The sequence below is a fragment of the Halarcobacter sp. genome (genome assembly GCF_963676935.1).
GTDB lineage: Bacteria > Campylobacterota > Campylobacteria > Campylobacterales > Arcobacteraceae > Halarcobacter.
In genome coordinates, this window is record NZ_OY781470.1 from 1,830,587 (window position 1) to 1,843,114 (window position 12,528).

Sequence of the window (12,528 nt, forward strand, 5' to 3'; positions counted from 1 at the left end):
ACATGTTTAGTTTTTTTAAGAAAAAAGAAGAAGAACAAGAGTTAGAAGAGAATAAAATTCTAGAAGAAGAAAATAATAAAAATGAATCTAAAAGTTTTTTTGGGAAAGCTTTATCAAAAACTTTTGAGAATATAAAAACTGTTGTTCCTCATAAAAAAGAGAAAATATCTTTTGATGATATTGAAGAGTTGTTAATTGAAGCAGATATGGAATATGAAATCATAGAAAAAGCTATGGATGGACTTCCTGATATGATTACAAGAAAACAATTAAGACACAGACTTGTAATGCTTTTTGAACATGCACCTGATGTGGATTTATCAAACTTACCAAGACCTTTTGTAAGACTTATAATTGGGGTAAATGGTGCAGGAAAAACAACAACAATCGCAAAACTTGCAAATAGATCTAAAAAAGCTGGAGAATCGGTAATTTTAGGTGCAGGTGATACATTTAGAGCTGCTGCAATTGAACAATTAGCTACATGGGCACAAAAACTTGAAGTTCCAATTATTAAAACTAAACAGGGTCATGATGCAAGTGCCGTGGCATATGATACTATTTCATCAGCCATGGCTAAAAATATTGATAATGTTATTATTGATACAGCAGGACGTTTACAAACACAAACAAATTTAAGTAATGAATTAAAAAAAATTGTTAAAGTTTGTTCTAAAGCTATGGAAAACGCACCTCATCAAAAACTAATGATTTTAGATGGAACACAAGGTAATACTGCAATTGCCCAAGCAAAAGCATTTAATGAAATGGTTGGAGTTGATGGTATTATAGTTACAAAACTTGATGGAACAGCAAAAGGTGGAGCACTTTTTTCTATCTCAAATCAACTAGAACTACCAATCTTTTATGTTGGTATTGGTGAAAGTGCTGAAGATTTAATAGAATTTAGTCCTGATGATTTTGTTGACTCATTATTAGATGAAATCTACACAGAAGAAAAATAGATTTAATGTTTAATAAAGATATATATTTTTTCAAGACAAAAGAACTTGAAGAAAAAATTTTAGATATTGTTAAAAATAATAAAGAGTTTATATTACATATAGAGCATGATAATAAATTTTATTGGTTAAAACGTTCAAGCAAAAGTGATTCAAGTTTTATTCATAAATTGATATATAAAACTACAAAAGCAAAAGGTTTAATGCCTGTTATTCCTAGTGAAAAAGAGAGTGTTTTATACCATGAAGTAACAAAACTTCAAAGACTAAAAGAGAAAAATATAAATGTTCCTGAAGTTGTAGCCTGTCAAAAAGACTTTTTAGTTTTGGAAGATAAAGGTGTAAATTTAAGAAAATATATAAGACACACAGTATTAGATACTTCAGAAACAGAGGAACTTATTAAGAAAACTGTAAATGTATTAGCCCAAATACATAATGTAGGTGAATACCATGCAGGCTCACAAATTAAAAATTATACATTAAAAGATGATTTAATCTCAGCTATTGATTTTGAAGATAAGTTTTCAAATGATATTAGCTTACACGATATTCAATTCAGAGACTTTTTCCTTTTTTTAGTTTCATTAAGTGATTTAAAAAAAGAGTTAGATTACAAAGAGATTATTGATATATATAAAAAATTAACAAAAAATGAAACAATTGATAAAGAGTTAAAAATTTTAGCAAATAAATTTAACTTTTTAGCAAATATAATTGAAACTAAGTTTATTTATAATAAAGTTAGTAGAGATGTTATAAATAATTATAAACTTATTAGAACACTTCAAGAACTATAAATATATCTGGATTTCCTTTGAAAATATTTGATTCACATATAAATCGTTATATTTTTATATTATTAAATTTTGCAGCTATTACTCTCTCATTTTTTTTCTATAAACTAACCCAAATAGATAAAGATGACAATCTATTATCTCAATTGGAAAATGGTTTAACTACAACTAGATATCTATTTGAAGAACAGAAGCGTTATGCTTTATCTTTATCAATATTATTATCCCAAGATCAAGAATTAAAAAACAGTTTTCTTAAAAAAGATAGAAAAGAAAGTTTTAAAATAGTAAATAAAAAGATTAGCCTACTTAAAAAACTTCAAGATAGTAATTTTGATGTACAGATACATAATAAAGATTTGACTACTTATATTAGAAGTTGGGATTTTACAAAAAAAGATATTCCTCTAGAATCTTTTAGGCAAGGTGTAGTAAAAGTATCTAAAGAAAAAAAACCTTTAGTGTCAATTGAATTAGGTAAACGTTTAAATATAAAAGCAATCTCTCCTATTTTTAAAGATAATGAACAAATTGGTTCTATTGAAGTGATTATAGGATTTGATTATTTAGAAAATGAATTAAAACAAAAAGGATACGAAACTTTTATTCTTTTAGAAAATAAATATTTAAAAATAGCAGACACTTTAATAGAAAATGAAAAAATTCAAAACTATACTTTAGTAAACGATAATAATAAAAATACTAATTTACTAAAAAAATTTGATTTAAAAAAATTAAAAGATTATGGTTATTTCACAAGTGAAAAAAAAGCATTTAGTTATTTTTCTATCTATTCATTAACAAGAGAAAAATTAGGCTATATAGTAATTGCCTTATCAAATGATGATAATGTAATAATAGACAACTCTTATGAAAAACAAAGAGTAATAGATAAAAGTGGGATTATAATAGAATGAATATACTTTTGTTAGAAGATGATTATGATTATAAAAATAGTATCAAAGAATATTTGGAAACACTAAATTATATAGTTGATGATTTTGATAACGGAACTGAAGCATTTGATGCAATATATGAAAAAAACTATCATCTTCTTATTTTAGATATAAGAGTACCAGGTCTTAATGGTTATGAAATAGTAAAAAAACTAAGGGAAGATAAAAACAATATTCCTGTTATATTTATAACCTCTCTTACTGATATAAATAATCTAAGTATGGGATATGAATTAGGCTGTAATGATTATATAAAAAAACCTTTTTCACCTAAAGAATTAAAATACAGAGTTGAACAACTAATAAAATCTTTTTATTTCACACTAAATGAAAATAGATTAAAAATAAATGAATATTTTTCATATGATATCTCTACTATGCAATTATATAAAAACGATGAGTTAGTAAATTTAACAAAAAAAGAATTGGAGATTGTATTTTTATTGATTACAAACAAAAACTGCTATGTAAGTATAGAACAACTTAGATGTGAAGTTTGGAATGAAAAATATATGAATGAAGCAGACATCAGAGTTTTTATTAAAAATATTAGGGATAAAACTTCAAAAGACTTAATAGAAACGAAACGTGGCGTAGGATACAAAATTGCAAGAGTTAATTAGTAAAAATCATTTAACAAAACTCTCATTAGCTTATACTTTATTAATCATTATACTAATTTTTATACCCGCTTATTTTTATATGCAAAGTGAAATTCAAAGTTATAAATATAATCAAAAATACCAATTAGAATATCAGGGACTAAATATCCAAAGAGCAATTTATGATTTTAATAACTCTAAAAATGACATATTCTATTTTCCTAAATCTTTTAATTATGACGCCTATTTATACGATAAAAACAATAATTTAATCTATTCAACAACAAATAAAAATTTAGATAATAAAAATACAATTTCAAAAAAATATATATTAAATACAAATAGATTAAATGCCCAATCATTAATTTTAATAAAAGAGTTAAATTTAAATGAAATATATTTAAAAATTTCTATACTTACAATCTCAATTGGTATTTTTATATTTATTAGTGCCTACATTATATTAAAACAGACAATAACCCCATACAAAAAGGCAAATAAATATTTAGATAGATTTTTTAATGATGCAATGCATGAGATAAAAACCCCTTTGGGTGTTTTACAATTAAACTTGGAATTACTTGAAGAGAAAGATAAAAATTCAAATGAAGTGAAAAGATCCCTTAATGCTGTAAAATCACTTTTACTAACTTATGAAGATATAGAATACTTAATAAAACAAAAAAGAGTATCTTATTCAAAAGAAATTATAAATTTTAGTGTATTTTTAAAACATAGAATAGATATGTTTGAAAGTTTAGCTTACTCAAAAAAAATTCAAATTGAACAAAATATACAAGATTATATAAATATCGAAATAAACAGAATAGAACTTCAAAGAATTATAGATAACACAATATCAAATGCAATTAAGTATTCAAATGAAAATTCAAAAATTATTATAAAACTTTATAAAAAGATAAATATCTTTTTTAGTGTTGAAGATTTTGGTATTGGTATTACTAACACAGAAAAAATATTTAATCGATATCATAGAGAAGAGAGTATCAAAGGTGGTTTTGGTGTAGGTTTAAATATTGTAAAAAATATATGTGAAAAAAATTCTATAAATATTAAAGTTGAATCTAAAAAAAACAAAGGTTCAAAGTTTATTTATATAACATCTTAATTAAAACTTAATCTATATATTTAAAAACCAACTTTTAATTTATATTCAATTGCTAAAATATAAAAAATTAAAAAGGAGATAGTATGAAAACTTTACTTTCAGTACTAATATTTGCATCTTTGGCATGTGCTTCATCAATCCCAACTTCAGCTCCAAAAGCTTATCCTGCAGGAGAAGTTGGAAAACTGGTAAAACTTGGTGAGGATATTGTAAATAACACAGATACACATCCATTAACAAAGGATTTTGTAGGTAATAAATTACAATGTAAAAGTTGTCACTTAAAAGGTGCCGATGGCAAAGTAGGAACAGGAAAAGGGATCTCTAGTTGGATAGGAACAGCTGCTGCTTTCCCTGCATGGTCAAAAAGGGAAAAAACAGTTCAATCTTTACAAGATAGATCAAATAACTGTTTTATGAGAAGTATGAATGGGAAAAGACTAATTGTAGATAGTGAAGCTAGTATGGCAATAGCCGCATATATAACTTGGCTTTCAGAGGGCACAACTATTAAAATGAATGAAAAAGGTCCTTGGAGTGTTCATAATACAAAACTATATCCTAAAGCTGTAAAACATTTTAAAGCTATCCAGAAAAAAGCTACACATGAGAACTATTTAGCAGGGAAAGATGTATATGCTAAAAAATGTGCTTCATGTCATGGTATAAATGGGGCTGGTATTCCTGGTGCATTCCCTCCTTTATGGGGAAAAGATTCAAATGGAAAATGGTTATCATATAACACAGGTGCTGGTATGAGTAAACTAGATAAAGCTGCTGCATGGGTTAAATCAAATATGCCTTTAGGTCAAGGTGGAAGTTTAAGTGACCAAGAAGTTGCAGATGTTGTTTTATATATGAATGCACAAGAAAGAGCAGACTTTGATTTGAAAAAAGGTTTATTACCAAGAGAAGAGATGGGTCATTATAACTCAAAAGTTTTAGAAGAAAAACATAGCGTAGAATCTAACTTTAAAGCATTAGGATTAGATTTAAAAACAATCAAAAACGGTAAATAGTAAGCAAAAGCTTACTATTTATTAGTCAATAAAAATTTCAACTCTCTCTTTACCTTTTCCAATATTCTTACGTTTCAAACTTATTTTACCTATTTCAGAACTCCTTTTTAGGTGTGTACCACCACAAGGAACCTCTGCAAAACCATCTATTTTCCAAAATCTCTTACCTTTGCTCTTATCTGAAAAATTACTTTGTATTGGTAAATCTTTATCTATTAACTCTTGTGCTTTATTTTGAATATTTATTAACAAAGATGAAATATTCTCTTCCCATTTAAAATCAAGACGACTTTTATCTTCAGAAATATGTGCCCCAATTTTTTCTATCTCTTTGTATTCCTTGTAAAACAGTTCCAAAACTAATTCTGCGGCAAAATGGAGCTTCATAAGTCGATATCTTCGTTTCCAATCAATAGTTGTATGAACCTGATCACCCACTTTAAAAGTTGGTTTATAAGCTAATGTATAAATTATTGTGTCATCTTTTTTTTCAGCTTTTAGAACAGGTATATTATTTATAGTTCCCGTATCACTTTCTTGTCCACCTGATTGTGCATAAAAAATTGTTTGTGATAGTTCTACCGTATTCTCTTCTATAGCCAACACTATTGAATCTAGTTCTGTTCTATAAGGTTCTAACCAAAATATTTTTTCACTCATTTTAATCCTATATTAAATAATTTTTTCTTTTTAAAATTTTATGCCAAAAAGAGATTATAGTAAGTTTTATTACTCCTACTCTAAAAAAATAGATATTTTTCTAAAATAGCTCTCTATATTTTCAAAAGAATGATTTCCGCCCTCTTCTATTATAAGTTCACTATCACTTAATTTATCAGCTGCTTCTGTATAATCTAAAACTTCATCTTCTGTTTGAAGAAGTGTTAAAAAATTTTCTTGGCTTTCTATTTGATTAACTTCAATAGCTTTTAAATAATCAATATGATCTTTAGTTACTTCAAAAGATGTTCCATCATAATAATTCATTGCCATTCCAATTTTATCAAGTGTTTTATATGGATATACAGAAGGATTGATTAAAACAGCTTTTAAATTATATTTATTAGCCAAATAGATTGCATAAAATCCTCCTAAAGAGGAACCTACTAAACCTATATTCTCATCTTTGTTTAAAAAAACTTCAATTATTTGTTCCAACGTATCAATTGCCAATTTAGGCACATAAGATAAAGAAGGAGTAATAACCTCGTCCTCAAAATATTCCCTAAAAAGTGAAGCCTTTCCACCAAAGCCACTACTTCCAAATCCATGTATATATAAAATCATATTTCCTCTTTTTTGTTAAATTCTCTTAATGCTCTTCTTGAAGCTTTATCTACAAGGTTAAATAAACTATCAATTTCATCTTTCAAAACCGATTTTTTATGCCCTTTGACTTTTATAAATTCTAAATTTAAATTATCATATTTTTCATAAAACTTTTTATATAAAATAGTATTATTAACTATCTTGCCAGTACTAGTTAAATAACCATTTTTTTCTAACTTTTCTCTTCTATCTAAAAGCTTTAAAATATTTTGACAATCTGTATATATATTAACTTTTAAACTCTTTAATTCATTTTTTTCTAAAGCCCAAAGTAAAACTTCCAATTCTAATTTTGTAGAAGAAGTATCAAGAAATTTTTTTATTTTTATATCTTGTTTCTGTATTTTTTCATTATAAATAAAATATGCTCCATAACCAATTTTTGTTTTTGGATTTACACTTCCATCACAAAATAATTTTATAGTTTTTATACTCATAAAACCACAGCTTTATTTCTTATTTGAGACTTTCTAGCACAAGTTAATTGGTACTCAACCATCTTTTCAAATGGCTCTAAAAATTTTTCAAATTCAGATTTATTTATTGATTCTAAACCTTGTTTATCTAATAATTTTAAAACACAAAAAACAGATTCTATAGTTGATAAGCAATAAAGATTAGGTTGGGTTTTAATTTTAAAATTTGATTCTTGTGTATATTTAAAACTAAGCTTTGGCAATGAAGCTATATTTTTACTTAATCTAATCATTTTTTTAGAACAAGGCCAAGTTGAATCGATAATAAAAATCACATTCTCTTTTCCATCGTTAACTAATTTTTGGGAATTTAATTCAATACTATTTTTCCCAGGATAAAGAACATATGAATTTATATTTGGATTCTTTATTATCTCATTTATCTTTTCGTGATTGGAAAAATCAATACCTATATATATATTTGAATTTTTTAAAGAAAGATTTGTAAAGTGTCCCGTCCCATTTTTTGTTTTTCTATACTCTTTTGGATGCATTAATATTATAAATCTTGTATTTGTATCTATAATATTTATGTGTTTACACATACAACTAGTTTTTGGTCGATAACACTTAAAACAAATATCTCTTTGTATCAATACATATCCTATAATTTATTTTTAGAATTCTATTGCTTTAATGCTTAAAACTTTTATTACAATATGTCATATTTTTAATCTTCTTAAATATATTTGATTATAATTCCAAAATAAAAAAAGAAAAAGAGACTATATGGCTAAGAAAAAAATATCATTATTTGAGTGTCAACACTGTGGAGAACAAAGTTCAAAATGGTTAGGTAAATGTCCAAATTGTGGCTCTTGGGATTCTTTTATTGAATTAAACCAAGAGCAACAAGAGGTTTTAAAACAAGCTGCTAAAGTTGTAAACTCTACATCTAAAGCAACTCCAATTACACAAATACAACAAGATGATGTAACAAGATTTTCTTCATACAATGATGAATTTGATTTAGTTTTAGGTGGAGGAGTTGTTCCAGGAAGCCTTACTCTAATAGGAGGAAGTCCAGGTGTTGGGAAATCAACTCTTCTTTTAAAAGTTGCTGGAAGTATTGCAAAATCTGGCAAAAAAGTATTATATGTATCAGGAGAAGAAAGCTCTGGACAAATAAAGCTTAGAGCAAATAGGCTTGAAGCAAACAATGATAAATTATATCTTTTAAGTGAAATCAAACTTGAAGAGATACTTGATGAACTATTAAGAGATGAGTATGAAGTTTGTATTATTGACTCAATTCAAACAATTTATTCAAGTGCAATCACCTCAGCGCCTGGTTCAGTTTCACAAGTAAGAGAGATAACTTTTGAGCTAATGAGAAAAGCAAAAGAGAGTGATATAGCTATGTTTATTATTGGACATATCACAAAAGATGGAAGTATTGCAGGACCAAGAGTTTTAGAACATATGGTTGATACTGTTTTATATTTTGAAGGGGAAGCTAGCAGGGAACTTAGAATGTTAAGAGGTTTTAAAAACAGATTTGGTTCAACTTCAGAAATAGGAATTTTTGAGATGACACAAGAGGGATTAATCTCTGCAAAAGATATTGCCTCAAAATTTTTTGATAAAAGTAAAGCTCAAAGTGGTTCAGCTTTAACTGTAGTTATGGAAGGAAGCCGTGCACTTATAATTGAAGTTCAAGCTTTAGTAACAGAATCAACTTATCCAAATCCCAAAAGAACAGCAACAGGATTTGATGGAAATAGATTAAATATGCTATTAGCTTTACTTGAAAAGAAAATTGATTTACCACTAAACCATTATGATGTTTTTGTAAATATTAGTGGTGGAATAAAAATAAAAGAAAGCTCCGCAGACTTAGCTGTAATAGCTGCAATTATTAGTTCATTTAGAGATAGACCAATTTCAAAAGAATCAACATTTATAGGTGAAGTATCACTAACTGGTGAGATAAAAGATGTTTATTCTATTGATTTGAGATTAAAAGAAGCGCAAGCTCAGGGGATAAGAAAAGCTGTAATTGCTCAGAAAACAAATTTAAAGCTTGATTTAAAAACCTTTGCAGTTGATGAAGTATCTAAAATGATAGAGCTTTTTTAAAGCTCTATTCCCCTACTCTTTTATTTGCTCCTGCCATCAGTCTATCTTTTGTAACAATTGCTCTTGTATGAGTACCCTCACCTATTTTTCCACCAGAATCCTCAACTTCAATAGAAAATTTATAAAGTTTTCCCTCCATCCCAACAAAAGTTGCTGTTGATTTAACAATATCACCACATAAAGTTGGAGCTAGATGTTTAACATTTACTTCAACACCAACAGATAATTCCCCATCATTTAATAATGGGGTTAAAATTTTTGCCGCACTAGCTTCCATTAAGGCAATCATTCTTGCTGTTGCGAAAACTTCTGGAAAGTTATCTTCCTTTGAGATACCCAAGTTTTTGGCTAAATCTTTTCTATCAACTTTAAATTCAATAAAATCACTAGTTCCATTTTCTAGTTGCATACCCACTCCTATGTTTTTTATATTCTATATTGTATATACTTAAATAAAAATCTATTTTTAGCTACTCATTTGTAAACTTTAGATATAATCCGCCAAAATAATAATGGATAAAAAATGATTGATTTAGATAATCAGACAGAATATAATGTTAATATTACTTCTATAGAAAATATAGCTAATGATTTAACAAAAAAAGATATTGAACTAATTATAGTTGATAATAATGCAATAAAAGAGTTAAATAAAGAACATAGAAATATTGATAAAGCAACTGATGTTTTAAGTTTTCCTCTTGAATTTGAAATGCCTGATATGCCATTAGGTTCTATAGTGATTTCAATTGATTTTGTAGAAGAAAAAGCAAAAGAATATAATCATAGTCTAGAAGATGAATTTAAACTTCTTTTTATTCATGGTTTACTTCATCTAGTAGGTTTCGACCATGAAGTAGATGATGGTGAACATAGAAAAAAAGAGGAAGAATTGATAAATAAATATAACTTACCAAAAAGTTTAATAGTAAGGAATTCATAAATGGATATACTAATTTTTGTAGTTGCAATGACTGCTTTGATTTATGGAGCAGATTTTATTATTGAACAAAGTGAAAGAATTGCTCTTCACTATAATATTTCACCTTTTGTAATTGGTGCAACCTTAATTGCGCTTGGAACATCACTTCCTGAAATGGCAGTATCAATTTCAGCTTCAAGTAAAGGTAGTGGAGATATTGCTGTTGCAAATGTAATAGGAAGTACAATATTTAATATAGCTTTGGTATTAGGTGCAGTATTTTTAATCTCTAAAAAAATCAAACCAGATAGAGATCTTTTTGCTAAAGACTCAGCATGGGCTTTATTTCCTATTTTAGTTTTCATTCTAATGGGTATAGATGGAAAATTAAATTTTGTTGATGGTTTGTTATTTGTAATTTTAATGATTGGGTATTTAATGTTTCTTGTCACTTCAAATCAAGTTGAAGAACTTAATGAAGATTTAAAAAAAGAAAAATTCGCTTGGGGTAAAAGCTCTATAATGTTACTAATAGGTTTTGTCTTAACTATTGCTGGAGCAGACTTTGCAATTGATAGTGCAGGAAATATAGCTAGAAGTTTTGGAATTAGTGAATGGGTTATTGGTCTGTTTTTAGTTGCTTTTGGTACCTCTTTACCAGAATTGACAATCTCTATTAAATCAGCTTTAAATAATAATGCAGATTTAGCAATTGGTAATATTATTGGTTCAAATGTTGCAAACTTCACAATGGTACTAGGTATAAGTTCAATGGTAAATCCATTAAATGTAGACTTAAGTGCAAACTTTTTTGATATTGCAGCTGCATTTATCTTATCACTGATGTTAGTATTTATAACAGCTAATAAACTTTATAATAAAAGTGCAGGTATAGTTTTAATGGTAGTGTTAGGATTAGTTATTCAAAATAGCCTATAAAAGGCTATATTGAATTTTATTGACACTTAGAGCAAATTCCTGAAAATACAACTTTTGTATCTTCTACTTTAAAGTTAGAAATTTTTGCTATTGATTCATTTAAAATAGATGTATCAACATGGATATCTTCTATATATCCACAAGATGAACAAACAAGATGAGAGTGTTCCTCTTTTGCTAATTCATAAACTGATTTAGCTTCAGGAATTTTTACTTCATTTAAAAAAATCTTTTCAACCATTGCATTTACATTTTTATATATAGTTGCAAGAGATATTGAAGGGAATTTTTTTAATAAATTTTGATATAACTCATCAATATTCATATGTCCATTTTTATATAATTCATCAACAATTGCAACTCTTTGTGGAGTAACTTTAAGATCGTACTCTTTTAACAAAACTGAGCTATTGAACATATTATTTCCTTTCCCGTATTATTTTACATAAAATTTATTTAATTTTAGCTATACGGACTAATTCATAATGTAATTCTAATATATTAAACTTGTTTTTTTATTTACTGATTAATATTAGTAAAAGAAAATAATTTTCTTTTAAGATTATATTAACTGTAAGTATGTTTAAATTTTAATATAGTATGTTATGATTAACTAAATCTATAAAAATAATAAGGAGAAGTCATGAGACAATACGAATCGTACAAATGTAACAAATGTGGAAATATAGTTGAAGTACAAAATGTTGGTGGAGGAGAACTACATTGCTGTGGCGAAGCAATGGAGATGATTACACAAAACCTTACAGCAGTAAACTTGATGAAAGCATTTGCTGGTGAATCAATGGCAAGAAACAAATATGAGTATTATGCAAAAGTAGCACAAAAAGAAGGTTATAGAGATATTGCAGAACACTTCCAAAGAGCAGCGAACAATGAGAAAAAGCATGCTAACTTAGAATTAAGAGCCTGTAACGAGATGTTAAAAGGTAAAGAGTTAGGTGACACGATAGAAAACTTAAAAGATGCAATTGCAGGTGAAAGTTATGAAAATGTAACAATGTATCCAGACTTTGCAAAAATTGCAAAAGAGGAAGGTAAAAACCAAATATCTAAAATGTTAGATTTAATTGGTAAAATTGAAATTGAACATGAAAATATGTATAAAATGTTACTAGAAAGACTTGAATCTGGAAAAGAATTTGAAAGTGACAATGATGATGAAGAATGGATTTGTGAAGTTTGTGGACATGTTCACAGAGGTAAAAAAGCACTAAAAATGTGCCCTGTTTGTAAACACCCTCAAGAGTATCAATCAAGACTTAATAGTAAAAAATAGATATATTAAGAGTAGATTTTT

The 12,528-nt window shown here is 26.9% G+C and carries 16 protein-coding genes; 10 read left to right on the forward strand and 6 right to left on the reverse strand.

What is annotated here, in order from left to right; all coding sequences use genetic code 11:
* Window positions 1-2 precede the first annotated feature (2 nt).
* The 6 genes from ftsY (at window position 3) to ACKU4C_RS09000 (ending at window position 5,465) form a co-directional block, all read left to right on the forward strand.
* Window positions 3-965, forward strand: coding sequence for a signal recognition particle-docking protein FtsY (gene ftsY / locus ACKU4C_RS08975; RefSeq protein WP_321311532.1), 963 nt, complete (start codon window positions 3-5; stop codon window positions 963-965).
* A 5-nt stretch (window positions 966-970) separates the two neighbouring features.
* Entirely contained in the window at window positions 971-1,762 is a 792-nt protein-coding gene (locus tag ACKU4C_RS08980) for a hypothetical protein (protein ID WP_321311533.1), read from the forward strand.
* A gap of 17 nt (window positions 1,763-1,779) precedes the next feature.
* A complete protein-coding gene (locus tag ACKU4C_RS08985; protein WP_321311534.1) occupies window positions 1,780-2,676 on the forward strand; it encodes a cache domain-containing protein in 897 nt (298 codons plus the stop codon).
* Entirely contained in the window at window positions 2,673-3,338 is a 666-nt protein-coding gene (locus ACKU4C_RS08990; protein WP_321311535.1) for a response regulator transcription factor, read from the forward strand. The genes ACKU4C_RS08985 and ACKU4C_RS08990 overlap by 4 nt, the downstream gene beginning before the upstream one ends.
* Window positions 3,322-4,446: a HAMP domain-containing sensor histidine kinase gene (locus ACKU4C_RS08995; protein ID WP_321311536.1), complete on the forward strand. Its 1,125-nt coding sequence runs from the start codon at window positions 3,322-3,324 to the stop codon at window positions 4,444-4,446. The genes ACKU4C_RS08990 and ACKU4C_RS08995 overlap by 17 nt, the downstream gene beginning before the upstream one ends.
* Before the next feature lie 83 nt (window positions 4,447-4,529).
* Window positions 4,530-5,465: a c-type cytochrome gene (locus ACKU4C_RS09000; protein ID WP_321311537.1), complete on the forward strand. Its 936-nt coding sequence runs from the start codon at window positions 4,530-4,532 to the stop codon at window positions 5,463-5,465.
* A gap of 21 nt (window positions 5,466-5,486) precedes the next feature.
* Here ACKU4C_RS09000 and ACKU4C_RS09005 read toward each other — a convergent pair whose 3' ends face one another.
* From ACKU4C_RS09005 to ACKU4C_RS09020, 4 genes are all read right to left on the reverse strand, one after another.
* Window positions 5,487-6,125 (reverse strand): alanyl-tRNA editing protein, encoded by a 639-nt coding sequence (locus ACKU4C_RS09005; RefSeq protein ID WP_321311538.1) that lies wholly within the window; start codon window positions 6,123-6,125, stop codon window positions 5,487-5,489.
* A gap of 75 nt (window positions 6,126-6,200) precedes the next feature.
* A complete protein-coding gene (locus ACKU4C_RS09010; protein ID WP_321311539.1) occupies window positions 6,201-6,752 on the reverse strand; it encodes a YqiA/YcfP family alpha/beta fold hydrolase in 552 nt (183 codons plus the stop codon).
* A complete protein-coding gene (locus ACKU4C_RS09015) occupies window positions 6,749-7,231 on the reverse strand; it encodes an RNase H family protein (protein ID WP_321311540.1) in 483 nt (160 codons plus the stop codon). Before ACKU4C_RS09015 ends, ACKU4C_RS09010 begins: the two co-directional genes overlap by 4 nt.
* The gene (locus ACKU4C_RS09020) at window positions 7,228-7,815 is read right to left on the reverse strand and encodes a tRNA-uridine aminocarboxypropyltransferase (RefSeq protein WP_321311541.1); all 588 of its coding nucleotides are present in this window, start codon (window positions 7,813-7,815) and stop codon (window positions 7,228-7,230) included. The genes ACKU4C_RS09015 and ACKU4C_RS09020 overlap by 4 nt, the downstream gene beginning before the upstream one ends.
* A 184-nt stretch (window positions 7,816-7,999) precedes the next feature.
* On the opposite strand from ACKU4C_RS09020, the gene radA reads away from it, so the two are divergent.
* Entirely contained in the window at window positions 8,000-9,349 is a 1,350-nt protein-coding gene (radA, locus tag ACKU4C_RS09025; RefSeq protein WP_321311542.1) for a DNA repair protein RadA, read from the forward strand.
* A 4-nt stretch (window positions 9,350-9,353) separates the two neighbouring features.
* On the opposite strand, the gene ACKU4C_RS09030 is transcribed toward radA, so the two are convergent.
* The gene (locus ACKU4C_RS09030; RefSeq protein WP_321311543.1) at window positions 9,354-9,758 is read right to left on the reverse strand and encodes a thioesterase family protein; all 405 of its coding nucleotides are present in this window, start codon (window positions 9,756-9,758) and stop codon (window positions 9,354-9,356) included.
* Window positions 9,759-9,872: 114 nt separating this feature from the next.
* Between ACKU4C_RS09030 and ybeY the strand changes: the two genes are divergently transcribed.
* On the forward strand, window positions 9,873-10,292 hold the full coding sequence (gene ybeY / locus ACKU4C_RS09035) for an rRNA maturation RNase YbeY (RefSeq protein WP_321311544.1): 420 nt from the start codon (window positions 9,873-9,875) through the stop codon (window positions 10,290-10,292).
* A complete protein-coding gene (locus ACKU4C_RS09040) occupies window positions 10,293-11,210 on the forward strand; it encodes a calcium/sodium antiporter (RefSeq protein WP_321311545.1) in 918 nt (305 codons plus the stop codon).
* Between the two features lie 16 nt (window positions 11,211-11,226).
* Here ACKU4C_RS09040 and ACKU4C_RS09045 read toward each other — a convergent pair whose 3' ends face one another.
* On the reverse strand, window positions 11,227-11,628 hold the full coding sequence (locus tag ACKU4C_RS09045) for a transcriptional repressor (protein ID WP_321311546.1): 402 nt from the start codon (window positions 11,626-11,628) through the stop codon (window positions 11,227-11,229).
* Window positions 11,629-11,853: 225 nt separating this feature from the next.
* On the opposite strand from ACKU4C_RS09045, the gene ACKU4C_RS09050 reads away from it, so the two are divergent.
* A complete protein-coding gene (locus tag ACKU4C_RS09050; protein WP_321311547.1) occupies window positions 11,854-12,507 on the forward strand; it encodes a ferritin family protein in 654 nt (217 codons plus the stop codon).
* The last annotated feature ends 21 nt before the right edge of the window (window positions 12,508-12,528 follow it).